The 24,170-nt window shown below is 66.2% G+C and carries 27 protein-coding genes and 1 pseudogene; 17 read left to right on the top strand and 11 right to left on the bottom strand.

Going from position 1 to position 24,170, the window contains the following annotated elements; genetic code table 11:
• The first annotated feature begins 25 nt into the window (after positions 1–25).
• From pgmG to ACREB7_RS09295, 7 genes are all read left to right on the top strand, one after another.
• On the top strand, positions 26–1,420 hold the full coding sequence (gene pgmG / locus ACREB7_RS09325; protein WP_431591992.1) for a phosphoglucomutase/phosphomannomutase PgmG: 1,395 nt from the start codon (positions 26–28) through the stop codon (positions 1,418–1,420).
• A 97-nt stretch (positions 1,421–1,517) separates the two neighbouring features.
• Positions 1,518–2,333: an LPS export ABC transporter ATP-binding protein gene (lptB, locus tag ACREB7_RS09320; RefSeq protein WP_431591991.1), complete on the top strand. Its 816-nt coding sequence runs from the start codon at positions 1,518–1,520 to the stop codon at positions 2,331–2,333.
• 15 nt (positions 2,334–2,348) lie between these two features.
• Positions 2,349–3,806, top strand: coding sequence for an RNA polymerase factor sigma-54 (rpoN, locus tag ACREB7_RS09315; RefSeq protein ID WP_431591990.1), 1,458 nt, complete (start codon positions 2,349–2,351; stop codon positions 3,804–3,806).
• Between the two features lie 179 nt (positions 3,807–3,985).
• Positions 3,986–5,005, top strand: a complete 1,020-nt coding sequence (gene galE, locus ACREB7_RS09310) for a UDP-glucose 4-epimerase GalE (RefSeq protein ID WP_431591989.1) — start codon at positions 3,986–3,988, stop codon at positions 5,003–5,005.
• A gap of 90 nt (positions 5,006–5,095) precedes the next feature.
• Entirely contained in the window at positions 5,096–5,221 is a 126-nt protein-coding gene (gene ykgO, locus ACREB7_RS09305; protein ID WP_003046794.1) for a type B 50S ribosomal protein L36, read from the top strand.
• Positions 5,222–5,318: 97 nt separating this feature from the next.
• Entirely contained in the window at positions 5,319–5,930 is a 612-nt protein-coding gene (locus tag ACREB7_RS09300; RefSeq protein WP_431592019.1) for an HAD family hydrolase, read from the top strand.
• The gene (locus ACREB7_RS09295; RefSeq protein WP_431591988.1) at positions 5,927–6,268 is read left to right on the top strand and encodes a hypothetical protein; all 342 of its coding nucleotides are present in this window, start codon (positions 5,927–5,929) and stop codon (positions 6,266–6,268) included. Before ACREB7_RS09300 ends, ACREB7_RS09295 begins: the two co-directional genes overlap by 4 nt.
• A 23-nt stretch (positions 6,269–6,291) precedes the next feature.
• Here the strand turns inward: ACREB7_RS09295 and ACREB7_RS09290 are convergent, their stop codons facing one another.
• Positions 6,292–8,445 (bottom strand): S9 family peptidase, encoded by a 2,154-nt coding sequence (locus ACREB7_RS09290; protein WP_431592018.1) that lies wholly within the window; start codon positions 8,443–8,445, stop codon positions 6,292–6,294.
• Positions 8,446–8,527: 82 nt separating this feature from the next.
• On the opposite strand from ACREB7_RS09290, the gene ACREB7_RS09285 reads away from it, so the two are divergent.
• From ACREB7_RS09285 to ACREB7_RS09260, 6 genes are all read left to right on the top strand, one after another.
• Positions 8,528–10,366 (top strand): aminopeptidase P family protein, encoded by a 1,839-nt coding sequence (locus ACREB7_RS09285; protein ID WP_431591987.1) that lies wholly within the window; start codon positions 8,528–8,530, stop codon positions 10,364–10,366.
• A 7-nt stretch (positions 10,367–10,373) separates the two neighbouring features.
• The gene (locus ACREB7_RS09280; RefSeq protein ID WP_431591986.1) at positions 10,374–10,823 is read left to right on the top strand and encodes an acyl-CoA thioesterase; all 450 of its coding nucleotides are present in this window, start codon (positions 10,374–10,376) and stop codon (positions 10,821–10,823) included.
• 302 nt (positions 10,824–11,125) lie between these two features.
• Positions 11,126–11,605 carry a hypothetical protein gene (locus ACREB7_RS09275; RefSeq protein ID WP_431591985.1) on the top strand — a complete coding sequence of 160 codons (480 nt, stop codon included), beginning with the start codon at positions 11,126–11,128 and terminating at the stop codon, positions 11,603–11,605.
• A gap of 32 nt (positions 11,606–11,637) precedes the next feature.
• Positions 11,638–12,585, top strand: a complete 948-nt coding sequence (ribD, locus tag ACREB7_RS09270; protein WP_431592017.1) for a bifunctional diaminohydroxyphosphoribosylaminopyrimidine deaminase/5-amino-6-(5-phosphoribosylamino)uracil reductase RibD — start codon at positions 11,638–11,640, stop codon at positions 12,583–12,585.
• A gap of 5 nt (positions 12,586–12,590) precedes the next feature.
• On the top strand, positions 12,591–13,205 hold the full coding sequence (locus ACREB7_RS09265) for a riboflavin synthase (RefSeq protein WP_431591984.1): 615 nt from the start codon (positions 12,591–12,593) through the stop codon (positions 13,203–13,205).
• Positions 13,202–13,561 carry a hypothetical protein gene (locus tag ACREB7_RS09260; RefSeq protein WP_431591983.1) on the top strand — a complete coding sequence of 120 codons (360 nt, stop codon included), beginning with the start codon at positions 13,202–13,204 and terminating at the stop codon, positions 13,559–13,561. Before ACREB7_RS09265 ends, ACREB7_RS09260 begins: the two co-directional genes overlap by 4 nt.
• Here the strand turns inward: ACREB7_RS09260 and ACREB7_RS09255 are convergent.
• From ACREB7_RS09255 to ACREB7_RS09230, 6 genes are read right to left on the bottom strand one after another with little or no spacing between them, the layout of a single operon-like run.
• A complete protein-coding gene (locus ACREB7_RS09255; RefSeq protein WP_431591982.1) occupies positions 13,558–14,028 on the bottom strand; it encodes an MmcB family DNA repair protein in 471 nt (156 codons plus the stop codon). The genes ACREB7_RS09260 and ACREB7_RS09255 overlap by 4 nt on opposite strands.
• A gap of 14 nt (positions 14,029–14,042) precedes the next feature.
• Positions 14,043–14,588 carry a single-stranded DNA-binding protein gene (gene ssb / locus ACREB7_RS09250; RefSeq protein WP_431591981.1) on the bottom strand — a complete coding sequence of 182 codons (546 nt, stop codon included), beginning with the start codon at positions 14,586–14,588 and terminating at the stop codon, positions 14,043–14,045.
• A gap of 33 nt (positions 14,589–14,621) precedes the next feature.
• A complete protein-coding gene (gene feoB / locus ACREB7_RS09245; RefSeq protein ID WP_431591980.1) occupies positions 14,622–16,487 on the bottom strand; it encodes a ferrous iron transporter B in 1,866 nt (621 codons plus the stop codon).
• Positions 16,484–16,750, bottom strand: coding sequence for a FeoA family protein (locus ACREB7_RS09240; protein WP_431591979.1), 267 nt, complete (start codon positions 16,748–16,750; stop codon positions 16,484–16,486). The genes feoB and ACREB7_RS09240 overlap by 4 nt, the downstream gene beginning before the upstream one ends.
• Positions 16,751–16,791: 41 nt before the next feature.
• A complete protein-coding gene (locus tag ACREB7_RS09235) occupies positions 16,792–17,457 on the bottom strand; it encodes a COQ9 family protein (protein ID WP_431591978.1) in 666 nt (221 codons plus the stop codon).
• Between the two features lie 5 nt (positions 17,458–17,462).
• The gene (locus ACREB7_RS09230) at positions 17,463–18,350 is read right to left on the bottom strand and encodes a DMT family transporter (RefSeq protein WP_431591977.1); all 888 of its coding nucleotides are present in this window, start codon (positions 18,348–18,350) and stop codon (positions 17,463–17,465) included.
• Positions 18,351–18,490: 140 nt separating this feature from the next.
• Here ACREB7_RS09230 and ACREB7_RS09225 point away from each other — a divergent pair, with 140 nt between their 5' ends.
• Positions 18,491–19,576: an alkene reductase gene (locus tag ACREB7_RS09225; protein WP_431591976.1), complete on the top strand. Its 1,086-nt coding sequence runs from the start codon at positions 18,491–18,493 to the stop codon at positions 19,574–19,576.
• 50 nt (positions 19,577–19,626) lie between these two features.
• On the opposite strand, the gene ACREB7_RS09220 is transcribed toward ACREB7_RS09225, so the two are convergent.
• The 4 genes from ACREB7_RS09220 to ACREB7_RS09205 all read right to left on the bottom strand — a co-directional run bounded on the left by ACREB7_RS09220 (position 19,627) and on the right by ACREB7_RS09205 (position 22,689).
• Complete coding sequence (locus ACREB7_RS09220) at positions 19,627–20,304, bottom strand: hypothetical protein (RefSeq protein ID WP_431591975.1); 678 nt, start codon at positions 20,302–20,304, stop codon at positions 19,627–19,629.
• Entirely contained in the window at positions 20,297–20,722 is a 426-nt protein-coding gene (gene ribH / locus ACREB7_RS09215; RefSeq protein WP_431591974.1) for a 6,7-dimethyl-8-ribityllumazine synthase, read from the bottom strand. The genes ACREB7_RS09220 and ribH overlap by 8 nt, the downstream gene beginning before the upstream one ends.
• The gene (gene ribB, locus ACREB7_RS09210) at positions 20,722–21,999 is read right to left on the bottom strand and encodes a 3,4-dihydroxy-2-butanone-4-phosphate synthase (RefSeq protein ID WP_431591973.1); all 1,278 of its coding nucleotides are present in this window, start codon (positions 21,997–21,999) and stop codon (positions 20,722–20,724) included. The genes ribH and ribB overlap by 1 nt, the downstream gene beginning before the upstream one ends.
• Before the next feature lie 69 nt (positions 22,000–22,068).
• The gene (locus ACREB7_RS09205; RefSeq protein WP_431591972.1) at positions 22,069–22,689 is read right to left on the bottom strand and encodes an ankyrin repeat domain-containing protein; all 621 of its coding nucleotides are present in this window, start codon (positions 22,687–22,689) and stop codon (positions 22,069–22,071) included.
• Positions 22,690–22,786: 97 nt separating this feature from the next.
• Here ACREB7_RS09205 and ACREB7_RS09200 point away from each other — a divergent pair, with 97 nt between their 5' ends.
• The 3 genes and pseudogenes from ACREB7_RS09200 to ACREB7_RS09190 form a co-directional block, all read left to right on the top strand.
• Positions 22,787–23,434 (top strand): SCO family protein, encoded by a 648-nt coding sequence (locus tag ACREB7_RS09200; protein WP_431591971.1) that lies wholly within the window; start codon positions 22,787–22,789, stop codon positions 23,432–23,434.
• Entirely contained in the window at positions 23,422–23,868 is a 447-nt protein-coding gene (locus ACREB7_RS09195; protein WP_431591970.1) for a YcgN family cysteine cluster protein, read from the top strand. The genes ACREB7_RS09200 and ACREB7_RS09195 overlap by 13 nt, the downstream gene beginning before the upstream one ends.
• Positions 23,858–24,170 (top strand): annotated as a pseudogene (locus tag ACREB7_RS09190) (hypothetical protein); the annotation flags it as partial. The gene ACREB7_RS09195 and the pseudogene ACREB7_RS09190, both read left to right, overlap by 11 nt.

Raw genomic sequence — 24,170 nt, 5'->3', positions numbered from 1 at the left:
CTTCTCCCCCGAAAGCGAGCGACCCATGACCGCCATCACGAGCCATGCCTTTCATCCGACGATGCTGCGCGAATATGATATCCGCGGCGTCGTCGGCGACACGCTGTCGGCCGCCGACGCCTATGCGATCGGCCGCAGCTTCGCGACCTTGATCCGCCGCGCCGGCGGCAAGTCGGTTGCGGTCGGCTATGACGGCCGCCTGTCCTCGCCGATGCTCGCTGAGGCGCTGATCGAAGGGATCAACGCCGCCGGGATCGATGCGCTCAACGTCGGACTCGGCCCGACCCCGATGCTCTATTATGCGGCGTCAACCGAAGAGGTGGACGGCGGCATACAGATAACCGGCAGCCACAATCCCCCCGATTATAACGGCTTCAAAATGGTGTTTCAGGGGCGTCCCTTTTACGGCGCCGACATCGCGGGCATCGGTGCGATGGCGGCGGCGGGCGACTGGGACAGCGGCAACGGATCGGCGCAGAGCCTCGACATCGTCGACGCCTATGTCGACCGGCTGGTCGAGGGTTTCGCCGGCGGCGCGTACCGGATCGGCTGGGACGCCGGCAACGGCGCGGCGGGCACCGTCATCGAGAAATTGACGGCGCGGCTTCCTGGCGAACATTTCCTGCTGTTTACCGACATCGACGGTCATTTCCCGAACCACCATCCCGATCCCACCGAGGAAAAGAATCTGGCGGACTTGCGCAAGCTCGTCGCCGAAAGGAGCCTCGATTTCGGCGTCGCTTTCGATGGAGATGGCGACCGCATCGGCGCGATCGACGGTCAGGGCCGCGTGATCTGGGGCGACCAGCTGTTGCAAATCTATGCCGCGGCGGTACTCCGAGAAATCCCGGGTGCGACGGTGATCGCCGACGTCAAGGCCAGCCAGGCCTTGTTCGACCGCGTCGCCGAATTGGGTGGCCAGCCGATGATGTGGAAGACCGGCCATAGCCTGATCAAGGCGAAGATGAAGGAAACCGGCAGCCCGCTCGCGGGTGAGATGAGCGGCCACATCTTCTTCGCCGACCGCTATTATGGTTATGACGACGCGCCTTACGCGGCGATCCGGCTGATCGAGGCGGCGACCAAGCTCGGGCAGAGCGTAACCGAATTGCGCGGCAGCATGGCGCCGATGGTCAACACTCCCGAACTGCGCTTCCAGGTCGACGAGGTGCGCAAATTCGCCATTGTGGACGAGGTTCTCGCTCGCCTTGCGGCATCGGGAGCACAGGTCGACCGCACCGACGGCGCGCGCGTGCTCACCGATGACGGCTGGTGGCTGCTCCGCGCGTCGAACACACAGGATGTGCTCGTTGCGCGCGCCGAGGCGAAGGACGAGGCCGCGCTCGAGCGGCTGATGGCGGCAATCGACGAACAGCTGGCATTGTCGGGCGTCGTGCGCGGCGAGCAGGCGGGGCACTGATCGTCGATATCTCTCCCTGCAAAAATCTTGCCAGATTGACCTTGGCGCCGCTCCTCGGGTAACGCAGCCCAAGTTTTGAACGGACAGCGACGACGATATGACCGACGACACCTCCCTCGCGTCCCCGCCGGCCAGCGGCGACCATGGCGTTTCCGAACATCGGGCGCATGTCCAGGAGGAAGCGGCGGCGGGCAACGGGCTCGCGGTCGTGTCGATCGCCAAAAGCTATGACAAGCGCGTCGTCCTCTCCGACGTCTCGCTGTCGGTGGCGAAGGGCGAGGTGCTCGGCCTGCTCGGTCCGAACGGCGCGGGCAAGACCACCTGTTTCTATTCGATCATGGGGCTGGTGAAGCCCGACGCCGGGCGCATCATGCTCGACGGTGCCGACATCACCGCGCTGCCGATGTACCGCCGCGCGATCCTCGGCCTCGGCTACCTGCCGCAGGAAACCTCGATCTTTCGCGGCATGACCGTCGAACAGAATATCAGTGCGGTGCTCGAACTCAGCGAGCCCGACAAGCTCGCGCGCGAACGCCGGCTCGAGGAGCTGCTCGACGAATTCGGCCTGACCCGGTTGCGCGGCGCCGCCGCGATGGCGCTGTCGGGCGGCGAACGCCGCCGCGCCGAAATCGCTCGCGCGCTTGCCGCAAACCCGTCCATCATGCTGCTCGACGAACCTTTCGCGGGTATCGACCCCTTGTCGATTTCGGATATCCGCGACCTTGTCGCCGACCTCAAGACGCGCGGCATCGGGGTGCTGATCACCGATCACAATGTCCGCGAAACGCTCGACCTCGTCGACCGCGCCTGCATCATTTACGACGGCAAGGTGCTGCTCGCCGGCTCGCCCGCCGAACTCGTCGCCGATCCCGAGGTGCGTCGCCTCTACCTCGGCGAGGGTTTCTCCCTGTGATGTGGTGACACGCTGATGGCGTTGGGTCCGCGCCTCGATTTACGCCAGTCGCAATCGCTGGTGATGACGCCGCAGCTGCAGCAAGCGATCAAGCTGCTGGCGCTGTCGAACCTCGAACTCGACGCCTATCTGGCCGAGGCGCTCGAAGGCAATCCCTTGCTCGACACCGCCTCGCCCGACAGCGAGGGTGCCGGTGATGACACGCCGGAGGGCGACGCCGTGCCGGTCGAGGCTGCGACGCTCGACGCCGATCAGGCCTTATCGTCCGACAGCGGCGCGACCGACGATCTCGACGTCGACCTCGGCGCCGAAAGCTTCCACCACGACAGCGCGAGCGACAGCGTCGGCCTGTCCGGCGACAGCGAAGGCATCGACTTCGACAGCTTCGCCGGCGAGGCCGACAGCCTCTACGAGCATCTGCTGGCGCAGGTCGGCGAGCGCTTCTCGGGGCTGGAGGCGCTCATCGCCGAGCAGCTGGTCGCGATGATCGACGAGGCGGGATATCTGCGCGCCGACCTCGCCGACCTCGCGCAGCGCCTCGGCGTGCCGCTCGCGCTCGTCGAAACCGTGCTCGGCGGTGTGCAATGCTTCGACCCCTCGGGGGTCGGCGGGCGCGACCTTGCCGAATGTATCGCGATCCAGGCGCGCGAGGCCGATCGCTACGACCCCGCGATGGCGACGATGATCGCGCATCTCGACCTCGTCGCCAAGGGCGCCTTTCCGCAATTGAAGCGCATCTGCGGCGTCGATGACGAGGATCTCGCCGACATGATTCGCGAATTGCGCGGTTACGATCCCAAGCCCGGGCTGCGCTTCGGCGGCTCGCCGACGCAGGCGGTCGTCCCCGACCTCTATGTGCGGCAGGTCGCGAAGGGCTGGGCGGTCGAGATCAACGGCGGTACGCTGCCGCGCCTGCTCGTCAACCGTCGCTATTACACCGAACTCGCGACCGGCGCGGCGGCGAAGAGCAAGGCGTGGCTCTCCGAACAGCTTGCGGGGGCCAATTGGCTGGTCCGCGCGCTCGACCAGCGCCAGCGCACGATCGTCAAGGTCGCCAGCGCGATCGTCAAGCAACAGGAGGGCTTTTTCCTGCACGGCGTCGCGCATATGCGCCCGCTGACGCTGCGCCAGGTCGCCGAGGAGATCGGCATGCACGAATCGACCGTCAGCCGGGTGACGAGTAACAAGTACCTCAGCTGTGCGCGCGGATTGTTCGAGCTTAAATATTTCTTTTCGAGCGGCATTTCGGCGACCGAGGGCGACGGCGCGGTATCGTCCGAATCGATCAAGAGCCGGATCAAGGCGATGATCGAGGGCGAGGATGCCAAAGCGATCCTCTCCGACGAGACGATCGCGCAGAAATTGTCGGCCGAGGGCCATGACATCGCGCGCCGCACGGTGGTGAAATATCGCGAGGCGATGGGTTATGGCTCGTCGGTGCAACGGCGGCGGCAGAAAGCGCTGGCGGGCTGATCCAGCGCACTGACCCCTAAACCCGTTCGTATCGAGCGAAGTCGAGATACGTGAAGGCACGCGCTCCGGCAGGTGTCTCGACTTCGCTCGACACGAACGGAACGGGGGCGGCTGACCATCCGCTAACCATATCCTAACCACGTCGCGGCTAGCTTTCCGGCCAAAGGAGCCGAAAGCCCGTGACGTCAGCCACCGCCCATCCCTTCACCGTCCTCGTGACCGGCGGCGCCGGTTATATCGGCAGCCATGCGGTGCTGGCGCTGCTCGATGCCGGCTGGTCCGTCGCGGTGCTCGATAATCTGGTGACCGGTTTTCGCTGGGCAGTGCCCAAGGGCGCGGCCTTTTATGAGGGCGACGTCGCCGACGCGGCGCTGGTGACGCGGATCATCGCGGAAAAGGACGTCGGCGCGATCATGCATTTCGCGGGGTCGGTCGTGGTTCCCGAATCGGTGACCAACCCGCTCAAATATTATGACAATAACAGCGCGCGCAGCCGCACTTTGATCGACACGGCGGTCCATGCCGGGGTGCGCCACTTCATCTTCTCCTCGACCGCCGCGACATACGGGATTCCCGACGTCATCCCGGTGCGCGAGGATGCGCCGCAGCGGCCGATCAACCCCTATGGCATGTCGAAACTGATGACCGAGGCGATGCTCGCCGACGTCGCCGCCGCGCACGATTTCAACTATGCCGCGCTGCGCTATTTCAACGTCGCGGGCGCCGATCCCACGGCGCGCAGCGGCCAGTCGACCGCCGGCGCGACGCATCTGATCAAGGTCGCGGTCGAGGCCGCGCTCGGCCGCCGCCCTCATGTGGACGTCTTCGGCACCGACTTCGCGACCCCCGACGGCACCGGGGTGCGCGACTATATCCATGTCAGCGACCTCGCCGCCGCGCATCTGCTCGCGCTCGACGCGCTGATCGCCGCGCCCAACGTCAGTCACCGGCTCAACGCCGGCTATGGCCGCGGTTTTTCGGTGCTCGAAGTGCTCGATGCCGTCGACCGCGCCACGAATCGCAAGATCGATCGCCGCATGGGCGACCGCCGCGCGGGCGATCCCGACGCGCTGATCGCGGACAATGGCGCGATTCGCAGCATCCTCGGCTGGCAGCCGCGCCATGCCGACCTCGACACGATCGTCGCCCATGCGCTGGCCTGGGAACGCGCTTTGCAGGAACGCCGCCTCGCGGCCTGATTTCCGCGCCAAGGGCGGTTGACTTTTATCGTTCATCCCCATAGTTGCGCCGCTTCGCGTGCAACGCCAAGTTTTACGGAAATCAGAGCCATGAAGATTCGCAACAGCCTGAAGTCGCTGAAGGACCGCCACCGGGACAACCGCGTGATCCGCCGTCGCGGCCGGACCTATGTGATCAACAAGACCAACCGTCGCTTTAAGGCGCGCCAGGGCTGATGCCCCTGCGCGGGGCAATTTTGCCCCGTTTGCTTTTGCTGAACCGCGTAACGCCGTCGGACCCCTCCGGCGGCGCTTTCGCGTGTCCGGGCGCCGCATGATCGACCGCTGCGTCATCTTCGACGTCGGCCGCGTCCTGTTCGAATGGGATTTGCGGCACCTGTTCGCCAAGCTCATTGCCGACCCGGCCGAGCTCGACCATTTCGTCGGAAATATCGTCACGCCCGGCTGGCATTTCCAGCACGACGCCGGTCGCCCGATTGCCGACATGGTCGCCGAGCGGAAGGCCGAATATCCGCAGCACAGCGCGTTGATCCATGCCTATGCGACACGCTTCAACGAATCGATCCCCGGCCCGGTGCCGGGCAGCCTCGAACTGGTCGAGCGGCTCGACGCTGCGGGTGTACCGCTGTTCGCGATCACCAATTTCGGGCATGATTTCTGGCACGGCTTCCGCCCGACCCAGCCGGTCTTCGACCGCTTCCGCGATATCATCGTCTCGGGCACCGAGAAGATGATGAAGCCCGACCCCGCGATTTACGCCCTCGCGATCGAGCGATTCGGCATCGATCCGGCGGGGGCTTTCTTCATCGACGATGTCGCCGCGAATGTCGCGGGCGCCGAATCGGTGGGCATCGCGGGGCATGTGTTTCGCGACGCGGCGACGCTGGAGCGCGAGTTGGTCGCTCGGGCTTACCTGAACCCATGAGCCGGGCAGATCGCCTTGAGCGTCTCGATGGACGCCGCGCCGAGCTTGAGGCGGAGTATGAAGAGCGTCTGCTTGCAGCATTGCATGACGTCGCCTCAGGGTCTTGGGGGCTATTCGGTCATAATGGGGATCGTTGGACTGCGAAAAAGTGGGCGCCGATAATCGCGGACTTGCGCGATCGGGGCGAAGAAATCGACGTGCTTCGCGATCAGCTGGGGTTGCAGCCCTTTTCGTTGCACGAAGAGTTTGAGGCGTCGCGCGGCCCCGTCGCTTCCAACGCACCCGGCGAGCCAAAACAGGCGAAGGCTTGGTTGCTGCGACTGGGCAAGGCGATCTGACCGAGCCGACAGAGGTGTGAAGGCTATTTCTCCACCCCCAGCTGCGTCAGCACAAAGGCAAACTCCTCGGCGTCCTCGCGCAGCGCGCCCCAGCGGCCCGATTTGCCCGCGTGGCCCGCGCCCATGTTGGTGCGCAGCAGCAACGTGGCGTCGTTGGTCCGCGTCGCGCGCAGTTTCGCGACCCATTTGGCCGGCTCCCAATAGGTCACGCGCGGGTCGTTGAGCCCCGCCGACACCAGCATCGGCGGATAGGCCTTGGCGGTCACATTATCATAGGGGCTGTAGCTCAGCATATAGTCGAACGCGGCCTTGTCGGTGATCGGATTACCCCATTCGGGCCATTCGCCGGGGGTCAGCGGCAGCGTTTCGTCGACCATCGTGTTGATCACATCGACAAAGGGCACCCCCGCGAGCACCGCGCCCCAAAGCTCAGGGGCCTCATTGTAGATCACCCCCATCACCTGTCCGCCGGCCGAGCGGCCTTCCACGGAGATCTTGCCCGCGCTGGTGTATTTCTTGGCGATCAGACCTTTCGCGACGTCGATGAAATCGTTGAAGGTGTTTTTGCGCTGGTCAGTCTTGCCCTCCAGATACCATTCGCGCCCGAGGTCGTCGCCGCCGCGGACATGCGCGATCGCATAGACCATGCCGCGATCGACCAGGCTGAGCCGCGTCGTCGAGAAACCCGGCGGGACGCGATAACCATAGCTGCCATAGGCATAGAGATGCATCGGCGCGCTGCCGTCGAGCTTGGTGCCTTTCTTGTAGACGAGCGAGGCGGGGATCATCGTCTTGCCGTCGCGGCTCGGCAGACTAACCCGTTCGGTTACATATTGCGTTGCGTCATAACCTGACGGGATCTCCTGCACCTTCAGCGTCTCGAGCTTGCCGCTCGCAAGGTCGTAATCATAGACGGTGTCGGGGGTGACCATCGATTCATAATCGAGGCGGAGCTTGTCCTGATGATATTCGGGATTGTCGCCGAGCCCCGCGACATAGGTGGCGGCGGGGAACCGAATCCGTCCCGGGGTCAGCGGCGCGTCATATGTGCGGACATCGACCTGGTCGAGCCCGTCCTCGCGCGCCTCGATCACGAAATAGTCGCGGAACACCGAGAAACCGGTGATGTAGCTGTGATCGCTGCCGGGGATGAGCGTCTTCCATGCGTCCGGCGTCTTGATGCTCGCGGTGGCGACGCGGAAATTGGGATGCTCGTCGTTGGTGTGGATATAGAGCGTACCGTCGCGTTCATCGACGCTATACTCGCGGCCCTTTTTCCGCGCCGAAACAAGCTGCATCGGCGCCTCCGGATTGTCGGCGGGGAGCAGATAGACTTCGCTCGTCTCGTTGTCGCCCGTCGCGATGACGATATAATTGTCGGCGGCGGTTTTCCCGATGCCGACCCCGAAACCGATGTCGGGCTCCTTGTAGAGCAATTTATCTTGCGTGATCGGCGTGCCCAGCTTGTGCAGCCGGACATTGTCGGTGCGCCAATTCTCGTTGGCGAGGCCATAGAGGATCGCGTCATTGCCCGAGGTCCAGACGAGCGACGACAGGGTGCCGGGGATGACGTCGGGCAGCATCTCGCCGGTTTCGAGGTTGCGGATACGCAACTCGAAGCGTTCGGAGCCATTGTCGTCGAACGAATAGGCCATCAACTTGCCGTTCGGGCTGATCGACAGCTCGGCGAGGCGGAAATACTCCTTGTCCTTCGCCATCGCGACCTCGTCGAGGATCAGCGCCGCCGCGCCATTGCCTGCGGCGGGCTTGCGGTACCATTTCTTATACTCGGCGCCTTCCTCATACTCGACCCAGTAAATCCAGTCGCCGTCCTTCTGCGGCACGGAGGAATCGGCCTCCTTGATGCGGCCCTTCATCTCCTGGAACAGGGTTTCGACCAGCGCCGCATGCGGCTTCATTGCGGCGTCGAAATAGGCATTCTCCGCCTTCACATAATCGAGCACATCCTTGTCATTGACGACCGGATAGCTGTCATCCTTCAGCCAATGATAGGGATCGGACAGCGTCTTGCCGTGCAGCGTCATTTCGTGCGGTCGCTTGTCCGCGACGGGGGCGACGGACGGGGCAGGGGTCTTGTCGGTCAATGCTGTCTCTTTCTCTTCGGCGAAAGCGCCCGGGGCCGCGACAAGCGGGGTGGCAATTGCCGCCATAACCATCCAAATAGCGCGCATCAGGAAACTCCGCGGTGCCGCCCCCGATGGGCCGGATCGGCCGCGATGTAGGAACAAGGAAGCCGCCATGTCCAGCCCCGTCCCCGGATTGCCCTACGCCGAGCGGCTCGCCCGCGTCCGCGCCACCCTCGCCGCGCGCGGTCTCGACGGTTTTGTCGTGCCGATCAGCGACGAGCATATGAGCGAATATGTCGGCGCCTATGCGCAGCGCATGGCGTGGCTCACCGGCTTCGGCGGTTCGGCTGGGACGGCGGCGGTATTGCCGGCGAAGGCGGCGGTGTTCATCGACGGCCGTTACACGGTGCAGGTGCGCGACCAGGTCGATGGCGCGCTGTTCGACTATGTCGGCGTGCCGCAGTCGAGCGTCGCCGAATGGCTCGGCGCCAATATCAGCGCGGGGCAGAAGGTCGGTTACGACCCCTGGCTGCACGGTATCGACTGGGCGAACGCTACCGCGAAGGCGCTCGCGGCCAAGGGCGCCAGCCTTGTCGCGGTCGACGGCAACCCGATCGATGCGGTGTGGGACGACCAGCCGGCGCCGAGCGACGCGCCGGTCGCGGTGCATGACGTCAAGCTCGCCGGGAAGAGCGCGATCGACAAGCGGGCGATCATCGCCGACTGGCTCAAGGACAAGGGCCTCGACACCAGCGTGATGACCGCGCTCGATTCGATCGCCTGGACCTTCAACATCCGGGGGCAGGACGTCAGCCACACGCCGGTGGGGCTGGCCTTCGCGCTGCTCCACGCCGACGCCACCGCCGACCTGTTCATCGCGCCCGAAAAGATGACCGACGCGGTGCGCGCGCACCTCGGCAACAGCGTCCGTATCCATGATCGCAGCGCCTTCGAGGCGGCGCTCGCGGCGCTCAAGGACAGGAAGGTCGCGGTCGATCCGGGCTCGGCAGTTGCGGCGATCTTCACCGCGCTCGAAAAGGCGGGCGCGAAGATCGAGCGCCACCGCGACCCCGCCGTGCTGCCCAAGGCGATCAAGAACGAAGTCGAACTGGGCGGCACCCGCGCCGCGCATGTCCGCGACGGCGTCGCGGTTGCGCGCTTCCTGCAATGGATGGAGGATGTCGCGCCGAAGGGCGGCCTCGACGAACTCGCCGCCGCCGCCAAGCTGCGTGACTTCCGCGAAGCGAATGGCGGGCTCGTCGATTTGAGCTTCGACACCATCTCGGCGGCCGGCCCCAATGGCGCGCTGCCGCATTACAAGGTCGACGAGAGCACCAACCGCGCGATCGAGACCGGCACGCTCTACCTCGTCGATTCGGGCGGGCAATATGCCGACGGCACTACCGACATCACGCGCACGATCGCGATCGGCACGCCGACCGCCGAAATGCGCCGCCGCTTCACCCAGGTGCTGAAGGGCCATATCGCGCTCGCCATGGCGCGCTTCCCCAAGGGCACGCGCGGCAGCCAGCTCGACATCCTCGCGCGCCAATATCTCTGGGCCGACGGGGTCGATTATGCGCATGGCACCGGCCATGGCGTCGGCGCCTATCTCGCGGTGCACGAAGGGCCGCAGCGCATCGCCAAGCCGGCCGGCGGGCAGGCGGGGACCGAGGAACCGCTGCACGCGGGCATGATTCTCTCGAACGAGCCCGGCTATTACAAGGCCGGCCATTTCGGCATCCGCATCGAAAATCTCGTCATCGTCACCCCGCAGAGCATCGATGGCGCCGAGGAGGATATGCTGGGGTTCGAGACGATCACCTTCGCGCCGATCGCGCAGAATCTCGTCGACACAGCGCTGCTGTCGCCCGCTGAGGCCGACTGGCTCGACGCCTATCATGCCCAGGTGTTCGATAAGCTCGCGCCGGGCATGGACGGCGATGACCGGGCCTGGCTCGAATCGGCGTGCGCGCCGCTCGACCGCACCCCCGCCGCGCTCGCGGCCTGAGGCTTTGATGGAACAGGTTCCGCTCGCCGATTTTCGCGTGACCGAGACGGTGCGCGTGCGGTTCAACGAGATCGACGGGCAGAATATCGTCTTCAACGCCCATTATCTCGCCTACGCCGATATCGGGGTGACCGAATATTTCCGCGCGCTCGGCGAGGGGCAGCCGGGACTCTATTTTCACCAATATGGTACAGATATCCGTGAGACGCATTGCGAGATCGACTATCATGCTCCCGCGCGGCTCGACGAGCTGATTACCATCGCCGCGCGAATCAGCGCCTTCGGGCGTACGAGCTTTACGCTTCATTGCGGAATTTTTCGGGGTTCGGAGCGGCTTACCGACATCGAAATCAGCTATGCGCATATCGATAGCGACAGCGGGCAGCCGACGGCGCTGCCGGGCAGCTTCATCGCCGAAGTGCGGCGATTCGAATCGCGAACGCCGGCGCAGGACTGATTCGCTCCCGGTGATTCGAACCGAATCGCATTTCTCGACTGGAAAAGTCGAGAAAAGGTCCGTTCCAGGCCAAAAAAAAGGGCCACCCGAAGGTGGCCCGTGAAAGTTTTGGGAGAGGATGCCTAAAAGGCATGCTCATATTGCAGCGCACAAAAAATGTTGCAACTGCGAAATGAGCATCCGCAATTGCATTTTTTGCAATCGTGACACCGGTGGACGCCGGAAGCGCCAAAAACAGCCGCCATCGCTATCCTCTCGCAAATTGCGCGCGCGTCCCCTAAATTGGCGTGATGAGAGTGATGATGAACAATTGGGACGTTCGTGGCGGCGTCTCCGACTTCTGGGCCTATATCCGCGCCCCGCGTCCGCATCGCTGGGCCTTCTGGGTCGCGACGATCGCGGCGACGCTGGCGATCTTTTACGGCATCGCCGAAAATATCGTCCGTACCGAAGAGCCCAAGGCGCAGATCATCTATTTCGAAAGCTGGACCGCCGGACGCACCGCCGACGAGGTCGGCGCCGGCTGGATCGAACGCGCCAAGGAAGTAAATCGCGCCAACGCGCTGCGCCGCGCCGAATATCAGAAGCTCGCCGACCGCATGGGGGTCGACTATGATTCGAGCGAGGCCGACAAGGAAACGCGCGAAACGCTGGGCACCGAGGCCGACACGATCGTGAAAAAGTCCGAACCGCCCCAACATTCGACCCTCGCCGACCGCGCCGCGCGCGGGCCCAAGGCGGAGCCGACCACCCCCGCACCTCCCGCTCCGACCGCCCGCTAGACATGCGGAGCGGCCCCGCCGATGCCGACTGGATGGCGGCGGCGATCGCGCTGTCGCTGCGCGGACGCCCGGCCTCGGCGCCCAATCCCAATGTCGGCTGCATCCTCGTCAACGCGGGCCGTGTCGTCGGGCGCGGCTGGACCCAGGCGGGCGGCCGTCCCCATGCCGAGGCGATGGCGCTGGTTGCTGCGGGCGACGCGGCGCGGGACGCGACCGCCTATGTCAGCCTCGAACCCTGCGCCCATGCCAGCCCACGCGGTCCCTGCTGCACCGACGCGCTGATCGCGGCGGGCGTGGCGCGCGTCGTGATCGCGGCGCAGGATCCGGATGCGCGCACCAACGGCCAGGGTATCGCGCGGCTGCGGGATGCGGGCATCGAGGTCGTCCTCAATATATTGGCGCCCGAAGCGCGGGCGGCGATGGCGCCGTGGTGGACCCGGCAAGGCCAGGGCCGGCCCTTCGTCACCCTCAAGCTCGCGACCTCGCTCGATGGCTGTATCGCGCGTGCCGACGGGGCGAGCCGCTGGATCACCGGCGCCCGCGCCCGCGCCCACGGCCATCTCGAACGCGCGCGCCATCAGGCCATCCTCGTCGGACGCGGCACCCTCGAGGCCGATTCGCCGGCGCTCGACGTGCGGCTACCCGGTCTCGAAGACCGAAGCCCGCAGCGCCTGCTGCTCACGCACGGCGTCGCGCCCGCCGGCTGGACCGCCATCGCCTCGCCCGAATCGATCGTCGGCGTCGATTTGCTGCTGGTCGAGGGCGGCGCCGGGGCGGCCTCCGCGTTTTTGGCCGCCGACCGCGTCGACCGGCTGCTGCTCTATCGCGCCCCGATCGTGATCGGCGCGGGCCGCGCCGCGCTCGGCGACATCGGGCTTGCCGATCTCGCCGATGCCCATGGCCGCTGGCGCCTGGCCGACAGCCGCCTGCTTGGCAGCGACCGGCTCGACGTCTACGAGCGGGTCAGAGAAGGACTTTAGACCCCATGTTCACCGGCATCATCACCGACATCGGCACCGTCCGCGCGCGCGAGGATCGCGGCGATATCCGGCTCGTCATCGGCACCGATTATGACACCGACACGATCGACCTCGGCGCTTCGATCGCCTGTTCGGGCGCCTGCCTGACCGTCGTCGACAAGGGACGCGATGCCGACGGCGACTGGTTCGCGATCGATGCCAGCGCCGAAACCATCGCGCGCACCGCAGCTGGCATGTGGGAAGCGGGCCGCCGCCTCAACCTCGAACGCGCGCTGAAGGTCGGCGACGAACTCGGCGGCCATATCGTCACCGGCCATGTCGATGCCGTGGGGCAGATTGTCTCGGTCACCCCGGTCGGCGACAGCTGGGGCCTCGTCATCGCCGCCCCCGCCAGCCTCGCGCCGCATATCGCCGCCAAGGGCTCGATCACCGTCGAGGGCGTGTCGCTGACCGTCAACGAGGTGACCGACCAGGCCGACGGCAGCGCCCATTTCACCCTCAACATCATCCCCCACACCCGCGCGATGACGACGCTCGACGAGGCGGCGGCCGGGCGGCCGGTCAATCTCGAAATCGATATTCTCGCGCGCTACCTCGCGCGGATGCAGGCGCGCGGATGAGCGTGGAGGGCTCTTCGCGCCCGGCGCTGTCGCGCATACGACAGTTGATTTGGCTAACCGTCGCTGTCGTCGCCGCCGTACATTTGCTCCGTCAGGGCTTTGACGTCTTTTCGCTCGCGCTGATCCCGACCCTCGTCGCTTTGGGCTTTGCGGTCCAATATGTCGAAACACGCACGGTACGTCCGCGCCGAAACTATCTGCGCGCCGCCCTGATGTCGACGGTGCTCGGTCTTGTGCTGGTGGCCGCGCCGCTGGTGATGGGGTCGGGGTTCGCCGTTGGTCTGATTCTGTGGGGCGGCTTCTCGGCGGCTGGCTTCGCCTGGGTTCACTTCTACGAACGCACTGAGCCGCTCTAACCCTCGCCCCAACCCAGCCCCAGTTCGGGATCGCTCGCGATCATCGACCGCCGCATCGCCAGCCGCCCGATGCGCAGCAGTTCGGCCTTGCGCCGCGCGGGGGCGAGGTCACAGCTGACCGCCTCGCGCACCACCGCCGCGCCATAGCGGTCGGCGACGATCAGCCCCGACGTCTCGGGGCGATAGTCGGGCGTATCGAGGATCGCGGGGTCGAGCCCCGCCGCCAGCGCCCAGTAAAAATGGTCGCACCAGTCGCAATAATCGGGCCATTTGCCGTCGCCGTGCAGGTCGGCGCGGCTGACCTTGATCTCGACGATGGTGATCCGGCCCCTGGCGTCGATCGCGGTCAGGTCGGTGCGCCGCCCGTTGGGCAAAGGCACTTCGGGGATCGCGACCAGCCCGGCCTGCGCAAACAACCGGCACACGCCGCGCGCGACATCGGCGGCGATCAGCGGGTCATTGGCCATGGCTCAGCCTGGGCTCAGAACGGAACGTCGTCGTCCAGGTCGTCGTCGAACGGCGGGCGTCCGCCGCCACCGCCGCCCGAACCGCCGCCGAAGCCACCCGAGCCACCGCTCGAACCGCCGCCGCCCTGGTTCCAGCCGCCGCCCGAGCTGCCACCCGAATCGCCGCCCCAGTCGCCGCCGCCGCCGCCGCGCGACCCGCCGCCGCCCGGCGCGCCGTCGAGCATGGTCAGCGTGCCGCCCATGCCCGCCACCGTGACCTCGGTCGTATAACGGTCATTGCCGTCGCGATCCTGCCATTTGCGGGTGCGCAGCGAGCCTTCGATATAAACCTTCGAGCCTTTTTTCAGATAGCGCTCGACCACGCCGACCAAGCCTTCGCCGTTGATGACGACATTGTGCCATTCGGTGCGCTCCTTGCGCTCGCCCGACATCCGGTCCTTCCACTGTTCGCTGGTCGCGATGCGGATATTGGCGATCTTGCCGCCGTTCTGGAACGACTTGATTTCGGGGTCCGCGCCCAGATTGCCGATCAAAATAACCTTGTTGACGCTGCCAGCCATCGCCGCTCCGCTCCCGCTCAGAATGTGGAAGGATCAGCCGAGTCCGAAGGCGACGGCCGTCCAATAAGTGATACCTGCTGCGGCATAGGCGAGTAGGAACAAATAGCCAACCATGAAGAGCGGCCATTTCCAACCATTGGTCTCGCGGCGGGTGATCGCGATCGTCGAAATGCACTGCGGCGCAAACACGAACCAGGCGAGGAAGGCGAGCGCGGTGGCGAGCGACCATTTGCCCTGCAACCGTTCGCCCAGCGTTTGCGCCATCGCGTCCTCGTCGCCATTGGCGTCGATCGCATTGGCGGTCGCCATCGCCGACACCGCGACCTCGCGCGCCGCCATCGCGGGGATCAGTGCGAGCGCGATATCATGGTTGAACCCGATCGGCGCGACGACGACCTCCAGCCCGCTCGCGATCCGCCCGGCGACGCTATATTCGACCTGGCTTTCACCGGTCGGCGCTTTGGGAAAGCTCAGCAAAAGCCACAGGATGACGGTGGTCATCGCGATGATCGTGCCGGCGCGGCGCAGGAAGATCCACGCGCGCTGCCACAGGCCAAGCGCGATGTCGCGCCACTGCGGCATCTGGTACCGCGGCATTTCCATCATAAAGCCCGCCGCGCGGCCTTTGGCCACGGTCCGCCGCAGGACATAGGCGACGACGAGCGCGCCGAGGATTCCCGACAGATAGAGGCCGAAGAGCACGAGCCCCTGCAGCCCCACGGGTGTTCCGCCGACCGCGCGATCGGGGATGAAGGCGGCGATGATCAGCGCATAGACGGGAAGGCGCGCCGAACAGGTCATCAGTGGCGCGATCAGGATCGTCGTCAGCCGGTCCTTCTCGTCGGGGATCGCGCGCGTCGCCATGATGCCGGGCACCGCACAGGCGAAGCTCGACAACAGCGGGATGAAGCCGCGCCCCGACAGGCCGACCTTGGCCATCAGCCCGTCCATCAGGAAGGCCGCGCGCGTCATATAACCCGACGCTTCGAGCAGCAGGATGAACAGGAAGAGAATCAGGATTTGCGGCAGGAAGACGACGACCGCGCCGACGCCGGCAAGCAACCCCTCGACGACCAGGTCGCGCAGGAAATTTTCGGGGAAGGTCGCCACTACCCATTGCTGCAGCACGCCGATCCCGCCTTCGAGGAAGTCTGCCGGTGCCTCGGCGGCGGCATAGACCGCCTGGAACATGATGAACATCAGCGCGAGCAGTATGGCGAAGCCCGCGACCGGATGCAGCACCACCGCATCGACGCGTGCAGTCCAGCGGCGCACCGGGGTTTCGGACAGCGTCGCGGCGCGCGAAATCGCGCGCGCGCGGCGGTGCAACGCGGCGTCGCTGGGAGTCGGGATCTTTGAGATCGGCGCGACGGGCCCCGCTGTCCGGATCGTTTCGTCGACCGCCGCCAGCAATTCGGCCAGCCCGCGCTTGCGCACCGCGACCGTCGGCACCACCGGCACGCCCAGTTCCTCCGCCAGCCGCGCGGGGTCGAGCGTCAATCCGTCGCGGGTCGCGAGGTCGAGCATGTTGAGCGCGACCACCGTCGGCAGCCCGAGCGCGATCAGTTCGAGCGCGAAGCACAGATGATTGTCGAGGTTCGCGGCATCGAGCACGATGACCAGCGCATCGGGCTGGCGCTCGCCGTCCTGACGCCCAAGGATCACGTCGCGGGTGACCGCCTCGTCGGGGCTCGCGGGGATCAGGCTATAGGTGCCGGGCAGGTCGATCAGCGACATCGGCCGCCCATCGGCAAAGCTCGCATGTCCCGCCTTGCGCTCGACGGTCACCCCCGGATAATTGGCGATCTTCTGCCGTGCGCCGGTCAGCGCGTTGAACAGGCTCGATTTGCCGGCGTTGGGATTGCCGGTCAGCGCGATGGTGGGGATGGCGCCGGTCATGCGGACCTGGGCTCGCTCGCGACGGCTTCGACCGCGATCATCGCCGCCTGCCGCGCGCGGATGATCACCTGCATCCGCCCGACCGCCAGCGCGAGCGGATCGCGTGAGAACAGGCTGCCGCGATGCAGGGGGGTGATCTCGACCCCCTCCATCAACCCGAATTCGCGCAGCCGCCGGCCTTCGTCCTCGGACATCGCGGTCCAGTCGATCCCGGCGATCCGCACCGCAACGCCCAGCGGCGCGCTATCGAGCAAAGCGTTCATTTGCGAGCGATTATCAATACCAACAACGAAGCGCCAGCTATTTATCGCCCCGGGTAACGCAGCCGCCCGACAAAGCGCGCCAGGCTCGGGCGTTCGATCTTGCTCGCGGCGCGGCGATGTTTCCAGCCTTCGAAGCGCATCACCTGGTCGATCCGCCGCGACAGGAAGGCGCGGGTGTCGGCGTGGCCGTCGCTTTCGTCGTTCAAAAACACCGCCATCGTCGCGCCATAGACGCTGCCGAGGATCGCGCGCTTGCTGTAATGATTGTAATCGGTCGCCGTGTCGCCCGCGAGCTGCCACATCAGGTCGGCGGCGCGCCAGCCGAGCTTGGCGGCAAAGGGCATGTTGGTCGGCAGCGCGAGCAGCGCCAGCGCGCGGCGCAGCGCCTCGCGATTCGGCGCCAGCAGGTCGATCCGCGCCTCGACCAAAGTCATGATCCGTTCGCGAATCTTCAGCGCCGCGAGTGTCTCGGCCGGCCATTTGACGGCCATTTGCGCATCGATGAAGCCGAACCACGCATCGACCATGTCGCGCCCGCCGCCCGGAAAGGCGAGCCGCGCGACATCGACGTCGATGCGGACGCGGGTTGCGGCATCGACCAGCGCCGCGTCGCCGAACCCGTCGAAGGCGGCGCCCTGCGCGATCAGCGGCGCGAGCGCGGCGCGAATCTCTTCGAGGGTGGGGTCGTCGGGCAGGATCGAGGCCATCAGGATCAGATAGGCTGCGCGCGGCGGCTCGGCAACCTAATCAGCACCAGCGCCGCGCCGACCATCAATCCGCCGAGCAGGTCGACCGGCCCCAGCAGTTCGCCGAACATCAGCCACCCGGCGAGCGCGGCGATGGCCGGCTGGATCAGCAGCGTCAGCCCGATGACGAGTGGGGTGAAGCGCGGCAACGACCAGATCATCAGCCCCTGGCCGATGATCTGGCTGGTCAGCGCGAGCAGGATCAGTGGCGTCCAGTTCTGCGGCATCACCGTCTCGCCCAGCACCAGCGCGGTGGTGAGCAGGATCGGCGGGCAGACCAGCGACGCGATCGACAGCGCCGACCACGGCCCGATCGTCCCGCGCACTCGCTGCATCAGGATGACATAACCGGTGTAGAGGACCCCGGCGAGCAGGCTGAGCAGGTCGCCGACCAGATAATCGGGCGACAGTTCGTAACTTTGCCCCATGAGCAGCGCCGACCCGGCAAAGGCGAGCGCGATCGCCAGCGCCTGCCACCCGCGCGGGAGGGTGCGGGTCAGGAAAATGCCCCAGATCACCAGCAGCAGGCTGGCGCAATTGCCGAACAGGGTCGCGTTGGCGACCTTGGTCTGCAGGATTCCGATATGCCAGGCGGCGAGGTCGAACGCGAAAAAAATGCCCGCTGCGGCGGCGATCAGCATCGCGGGGCGAGGCGGCAGGCGCCCGCCGGTTTCGCGCCAGGCGAGAAACAGCAGCACCGGTGCGGCCAGCATCATCCGCCAGAAGGCCGAGGCGGTGGGCCCGGTGTCGGCGAGCCGCACGAGCATCGCGCCGATCGACAGCGCGATATTGCCGGCGAGCAGCGCGGCAAAGGCCCAGCGTCCCGGCGTCTCTGCTCTGCCTGCGTCGTTCACCCTTGCCTCGTCGTTAGATTTTCTTTTGCTACGATGCTTGCGTCGGTCGCCGTCCGTCCATAGCTTCGCTGCCCATAGCGATGGCCCATAAGGGCGTCGCTCTAAAAAAGTTTTCCCCAAAAGATACCGAGGAGAAACCCATGTCCGTATTGCTGTTCGATCCGATCAAGCTGGGCGCCATCGAGGCGCCGAACCGCATCATCATGGCGCCGCTCACCCGCGGCCGCGCCGGTCCCGGCTTTGTGCCGAACGAACTGGCGCGCGAATATTATCGCCAGCGCGCCTCGGCGGGGCTGATCATTTCGGAAGCGACCGGCATTTCTCAGGAAGGCCTTGGCTGGCCCGCAGCGCCCGGCCTGTGGACCGACGCGCAGGTCGAAGGCTGGAAGCCGGTGACCGACGCCGTCCACGAAGCCGGCGGCCGCATCGTCGCGCAGCTCTGGCATATGGGCCGCCTCGTCCATTCGGTGTTCAACGACGGCAAGCCGCCCGTGTCGGCCTCGGCGACGCAGGGCGAAGGCCGCGCGCATACCCCGGTCGGCCGCCGCGACCTCGAAGTGGCGCGCCCGCTCGAGCTGGCCGAGATTCCGCGTCTGATCGCCGATTATGCGAAGGCTGCCGAAAATGCGAAAAAGGCCGGCTTCGACGGCGTCCAGCTCCACGGCGCCAACGGCTATCTGATCGACCAGTTCCTGCGCGACAATGCGAACCTGCGCGACGATGATTATGGCGGGCCGGTCGAAAACCGCATCCGCCTGCTGCGCGAAGTCACCGAGGCGCTGATCGCCGTCTGGGGCGCCGGGCGCGTGTCGGTCCGCCTGTCGCCCAACGGCAATTCGCAGGGCGTCGACGACAGCAACCCCGCGCCGCTGTTCACCGCCGCCGCATCGGCGCTCGATGCGCTCGGCATCGGTTTCCTCGAACTGCGCGAGCCCGGCCCCGACGGCACCTTCGGCAACACCGACGTGCCCAAACAGTCACCCGCAATCCGCGCCGCGTTCAAGGGGCCGCTGATCCTCAACAGCGATTATAATGTCGACCTCGCCGAAGCCGCGCTCGCCAGCGGCCTCGCCGATGCGATCGCTTTCGGACGTCCCTATATCGGCAACCCCGACCTCGTCGAGCGGATCCGCGACGGCGCTGAATGGGCGGCGGACAATCCGCAGACCTGGTACGCCCCGGGACCCGAGGGCTATATCGACTATCCGGCGCTGCAGGTAGCGTAAGACGGTTCCAGGATCCTCCCCATGGCCGCGCCAGGGGGAGGATTTTCTGGCTAGTTTCGCTCGGCAACCGCCTTGTCGACGATGCCGGCGCCGATCGGTCCCAATATGTTGCCGCCGAAACGGAACAGCAGGAAGGCGCCGACGAACAGGATGATCGGCTCGATGAACATCGTCACGATCGCCGCGATCAGCACGACGAAGAACAAGGTCACGAACCCGCTGCTCAGTACCTGCTGACCCTTGGGGCCCAGCTCGATGGTGCGCGGGCCCTTGCTGTCCCACCATTTGCCGGTGACGATCGTCTTGCGCCCGCGGGCGGCGGGGGCCGGCCGATCGGGGATGCGCGCGGGGGCCGGGCCGGCCTTGGGTGCCGGCCGGTCGCTGGCCGCTTTCGTCCACGGCCGCTTCTGCATCTCGGCGATCGCGGCCGCCATCCGCGCCTTGCCCGGATCGGCGGCCGCCGCCTTGGCAGGCGCCGGTTTGGGCGCTGCTGGCTGCGCCGGGGCGGGGCGGGCGCTCAAGCCCGATTCGGCGCGGGCTGCCGCCGATATGTCGGGGGCGGCGCGCGATCGTTCGGGACGGATCGGTTCGACCCCCAGCGCGCGGTCATGGACGTCCATGCGTTCGGCGGCGGTCGGCGGGGTCTGGCCGGTTTCCTTGTCGATCACCACCAGTCGGCCGCCGCGCTCGACGACGGAATATCGGCTGGGGGGCGGGCGATCAACCAATGCCGAATTGTTCCTTCAAGGCCAGCATGGCGATCGCGGCCTTCGCCGCCTCGCCGCCCTTATCCTTGCGCGTCTTGTCGGCGCGCGCAAGCGCCTGTTCTTCATTTTCGACGGTCAATATGCCGTTGCCGATCGCCAGGCCGTCGAGGGTCAGCGCCATGATGCCGCGCGCGCTCTCGTTCGACACCACCTCGAAATGATAGGTTTCGCCGCGGATCACCACGCCGAGCGCGACAAAGGCGTCATAGCGCCCGCTGTCGGCGGCGAGCGAAATCGCTGCGGGCACTTCCAATGCGCCGGGCACGGTCACCGTTTCATGGCTATGCCCGTCGGACTCGAGCGCCGAGCGCACGCCGTCGAGCAGCATGTCGTTGAGCTGGCTATAAAAACGGGCTTCGACGATCAAGACATGCGCCATTATGCAACCTCCCCGGGAATGGACCGTTCGCCGATCACGGAAAGCCCATAGCCCTCCAGCCCGACCAGATTATTGTGCGACGGCGTCAGCAATTCCATCGCATGGACGCCAAGGTCGGCCAGGATCTGCGCGCCGATGCCGTAAGTGCGCAGGTCCATGCCGCCCGACGGCGCCGGCGTCGCATCGGCCTCGGCCGATCCGGGCAGCGGCCGCATCAGCATCACGATGACCCCCGAACCAGCCTCGCCGATCGCATCCATCGAACGCTGCAGTCGGCGCTTTTTAGCGCCCGGCCGCCCCATCAGGTCGTCGAGCAGGGATACCGGATGCATCCGCACCAGCGTCACCCCGGCGGGGTCGACCGCGCCCTTTTGCAGCACCATGTTGATGCTGCCGTCGATCTTGTTGCGATAGGATTTGAGCCGCCAGTCACCGCCGTAGTCCGATTCGAACGGCTCGTCGGACACGCATTCGACCAGCCGGTCGTTGCGGTGGCGATAGGCGATCAGGTCGGCGATCGTGCCGATCTTCAGCCCGTGCCGCCGCGCGAAGGGCACCAGGTCGTCGAGCCGCGCCATCGACCCGTCGTCGTTCATAATCTCGCAGATCACCCCCGACGGGTTGAGCCCGGCGAGCCGCGCGATATCGACCGACGCCTCGGTGTGGCCGGCGCGGACGAGCACCCCGCCGTCGCGCGCGATCAGCGGAAAGACATGGCCGGGGGTGACGATATCGTCGCGGCCCTTGGAGGCGTCGATCGCGACCGACACGGTGCGCGCGCGGTCGGCGGCCGAAATGCCCGTGGTGACGCCTTCGCGCGCCTCGACCGAGGTGGTGAAGGCGGTTTCGTGGCGGGTGCCGTTCTGGCGGCTCATCAGTTCGAGCCCGAGCTGGTCGATGCGCGCCTTGGTCAGCGTCAGGCAGATCAGCCCGCGGCCGTGGGTCGCCATGAAATTGACCGCGTCAGGGGTCGCCATCTGGGCGGGGATGACCAGGTCGCCCTCATTCTCGCGGTCTTCATCGTCGACCAGGATGAACATGCGACCGTTGCGCGCCTCGGCGATAATCTCTTCGGGAGTCGCCATCGGCGACAGGTCGCTGCCATGCGCGAGCCAGTGTTCCAGCTTGCGCAACGTGTCGGCGGTGGGGTTCCACCCCGGCGAGTCGAGGTCGCGCAGGCTGTTGGCGTGAAGACCGGCGGCGCGTGCGAGTCCCGACCGGGACATGGCGCCGTCATCGACGATGGCGCGGAGGCGCTCGATGAGTTGTGTGGACATGTCGCACCAAAATCACATCACGGTGTGATTGTCAATATCGAGATCACATTACGCCAGGGTGCGATACCGTCACTTGGGTCCGAACACCGCGCCCGTGTCGCGCAGCGGCTTGTCGGCCTTGACGTCGAGCAGCGCCAGCAACTGCCCGCTGCGGTCGTCGCGCTGGGCATAGGCGCGCGCCGACATGCCTGCGATATGGTCGGCCTTGTCGGGATTGGCGCCGCTGCGCACCAGCAGCCGCACCATCGCGGCATTTTTCGCCTGCACCGCCAGGATCAGCGCGGTTTCGCCGCGGCGGTTGGTCTGGTCGACCGGCGCCTTATACTTCAGCAACTCGTCGGCGGCCTCGGTGAAATTGATCAGCGCGGCGTGCATCAGCGGCGTCATGCCCTGCTTGTCGCCGATCGACGGGTCGGCGTCCTTGTCGAGCATGAAGCGCACCCACACCGCATCGCGGCGCTTGGTGACGATGATCAGCGCGGTTTCGCCGGTGTCGGGATGCCGGGCGTTGATCAGCGTCGGGTCGTCCTTGAGCGCATCGGTCGCCTTGGCCCCGTCGCGCCCGTCGACCGCCTGCAGAAAGGCAAAGCTGCCGCGGAACTGCGCCTGTACGGCGGGCACCACCGCCAGCGCGACGACGGTGGCGGCCAGCGAAAGCGAGGCGAGACGAAAAGCGGCACGACGAAACATGTGGCGGGACCCTGTGGACGGATCGCCATCCGCCCGTTTGGACAGGCGATGACGACAAAGGTTGATTTTCGGCGCCTAGCCCAGCAAGGCTGGCGCCATGATGAATAGCATGAATATGGGCGAAAAGCTGCTTCGCGCAAGTCTGCTCCTGTGCGCGAGCGCGATGCTGGCCGGCTGCGGCGGTCCGGCGGGCCCGGCCCCCGATGCGCGGCCCCCGCTCGAAGGCGCGCGGATCGGCGGCCCCTTCACCCTCACCGACCAGGATGGCAAGACGGTCCGCGACAGCGATTTCGCGGGCCAATATCGCCTCGTCTATTTCGGTTATAGCTTCTGTCCCGACATCTGCCCCGTCGATATCCAGAAACTGATGCTCGGGCTTGCGCAATTCGAAAAGACCGACCCGGCGCGCGGCGCGAATATCGTGCCGATGTTCATCACCATCGACCCGGCGCGCGACACCCCGGCGGCGCTGAAGCCGTTTGTGGCGCGCTACCATCCGCGCCTGCTCGGCCTGACCGGCACCCCCGACCAGATCGCGGCGGCCGCCAAGGCCTATGTGGTGTCGTATAACAAGGTCGAGGGGTCGGCGCCCGATCGCTATCTGATGGCGCACACCCAGCTCGCCTTCCTGATGGACCCAGCGGGCAAGCCGTTGGCCTTGCTGCCGCTCGACGATCCCTCGACCGAAGCTGACGAGGGTGTCCCCGACAAGGTCGTCGCCGACCTTGCGAAATGGGTGAAGTGACCGCGCCGCGCCATTTCTGGGAAGCCCCGCTGGCCAGCCTCGACGCCGGTGAATGGGAGGCCTTGTGCGACGGCTGCGGCAAATGCTGCCTGCACAAGATCGAGGATGAAGATACCGGCCGCATCTATCCGACCAATGTCGCGTGCCGGCTGCTCGACCTGAAAACCGCGCGCTGCGGCGACTATAAACACCGCCGGCGCCATGTCCCCGACTGCCTGACGCTGACCAAGGGCAAGCTCGACACGATCGAGTGGCTGCCGCAAACTTGCGCCTATCGCTTGCGCGCCGAGGACCGGCCGCTTCCCGACTGGCATTATCTCGTCAGCGGCGACCGCGATGCCGTCCACCGTGCAGGCCAGTCGATCGTCGGCTGGACCGTCGGCGAACAGGTGGCGGGTCCGCTGGAAAATCATCTTGTCGAACGTGTTGTTTAAATTCGCCGCGCCGCCGACGACCGAAGCGCCGTTGATTTTCGTCGGCGATGACGCCTGGCCGGTGCGCCTTGTCCACCACGCCCGCTCGCGCCGCTATCGCCTCGTTTTCGATGCCGCGCGCGCCGAACTGCGCCTCACCCTGCCGCGCCGCGGCAGCGCCGCCAAGGCGCTGCGCTGGGCGAGCGAACAGCAGGATTGGCTGGTCGAACAGGTCGGCAAGGCCGTGGTGCCGGTCGATATCGGTCCCGGGTCGACCGTGCCTTTGTTCGGAATCGACCGCCAGGTCGAATGGAACCCTGCCC

It is taken from the genome of Sphingopyxis sp. (genome assembly GCF_050725615.1).
Lineage (GTDB): Bacteria > Pseudomonadota > Alphaproteobacteria > Sphingomonadales > Sphingomonadaceae > Sphingopyxis.
Note: the sequence above shows the minus strand (reverse complement) of the source record. Positions and strands in the feature narration are given on the sequence as shown.

Coding starts and splice junctions, on each gene's coding strand:
- ACREB7_RS09285 (WP_431591987.1), top strand. CDS start 8,528: ATGTCCAGCCCCGTCCCCGGATTGCCCTACGCCGAGCGGCTCGCCCGC.
- ACREB7_RS09195 (WP_431591970.1), top strand. CDS start 23,422: ATGGGTGAAGTGACCGCGCCGCGCCATTTCTGGGAAGCCCCGCTGGCC.
- ACREB7_RS09255 (WP_431591982.1), bottom strand. CDS start 14,028: ATGGCCAATGACCCGCTGATCGCCGCCGATGTCGCGCGCGGCGTGTGC.
- ssb (WP_431591981.1), bottom strand. CDS start 14,588: ATGGCTGGCAGCGTCAACAAGGTTATTTTGATCGGCAATCTGGGCGCG.
- ACREB7_RS09200 (WP_431591971.1), top strand. CDS start 22,787: ATGATGAATAGCATGAATATGGGCGAAAAGCTGCTTCGCGCAAGTCTG.
- ACREB7_RS09260 (WP_431591983.1), top strand. CDS start 13,202: ATGAGCGTGGAGGGCTCTTCGCGCCCGGCGCTGTCGCGCATACGACAG.
- ACREB7_RS09235 (WP_431591978.1), bottom strand. CDS start 17,457: ATGGCCTCGATCCTGCCCGACGACCCCACCCTCGAAGAGATTCGCGCC.
- ribD (WP_431592017.1), top strand. CDS start 11,638: ATGGCGGCGGCGATCGCGCTGTCGCTGCGCGGACGCCCGGCCTCGGCG.
- lptB (WP_431591991.1), top strand. CDS start 1,518: ATGACCGACGACACCTCCCTCGCGTCCCCGCCGGCCAGCGGCGACCAT.
- ykgO (WP_003046794.1), top strand. CDS start 5,096: ATGAAGATTCGCAACAGCCTGAAGTCGCTGAAGGACCGCCACCGGGAC.
- ACREB7_RS09240 (WP_431591979.1), bottom strand. CDS start 16,750: ATGAACGCTTTGCTCGATAGCGCGCCGCTGGGCGTTGCGGTGCGGATC.
- pgmG (WP_431591992.1), top strand. CDS start 26: ATGACCGCCATCACGAGCCATGCCTTTCATCCGACGATGCTGCGCGAA.
- ACREB7_RS09295 (WP_431591988.1), top strand. CDS start 5,927: ATGAGCCGGGCAGATCGCCTTGAGCGTCTCGATGGACGCCGCGCCGAG.
- ACREB7_RS09300 (WP_431592019.1), top strand. CDS start 5,319: ATGATCGACCGCTGCGTCATCTTCGACGTCGGCCGCGTCCTGTTCGAA.
- feoB (WP_431591980.1), bottom strand. CDS start 16,487: ATGACCGGCGCCATCCCCACCATCGCGCTGACCGGCAATCCCAACGCC.
- ribH (WP_431591974.1), bottom strand. CDS start 20,722: ATGGCGCATGTCTTGATCGTCGAAGCCCGTTTTTATAGCCAGCTCAAC.
- ACREB7_RS09275 (WP_431591985.1), top strand. CDS start 11,126: ATGAACAATTGGGACGTTCGTGGCGGCGTCTCCGACTTCTGGGCCTAT.
- ACREB7_RS09290 (WP_431592018.1), bottom strand. CDS start 8,445: ATGGTTATGGCGGCAATTGCCACCCCGCTTGTCGCGGCCCCGGGCGCT.
- ribB (WP_431591973.1), bottom strand. CDS start 21,999: ATGTCCACACAACTCATCGAGCGCCTCCGCGCCATCGTCGATGACGGC.
- rpoN (WP_431591990.1), top strand. CDS start 2,349: ATGGCGTTGGGTCCGCGCCTCGATTTACGCCAGTCGCAATCGCTGGTG.
- ACREB7_RS09205 (WP_431591972.1), bottom strand. CDS start 22,689: ATGTTTCGTCGTGCCGCTTTTCGTCTCGCCTCGCTTTCGCTGGCCGCC.
- ACREB7_RS09265 (WP_431591984.1), top strand. CDS start 12,591: ATGTTCACCGGCATCATCACCGACATCGGCACCGTCCGCGCGCGCGAG.
- ACREB7_RS09280 (WP_431591986.1), top strand. CDS start 10,374: ATGGAACAGGTTCCGCTCGCCGATTTTCGCGTGACCGAGACGGTGCGC.
- ACREB7_RS09225 (WP_431591976.1), top strand. CDS start 18,491: ATGTCCGTATTGCTGTTCGATCCGATCAAGCTGGGCGCCATCGAGGCG.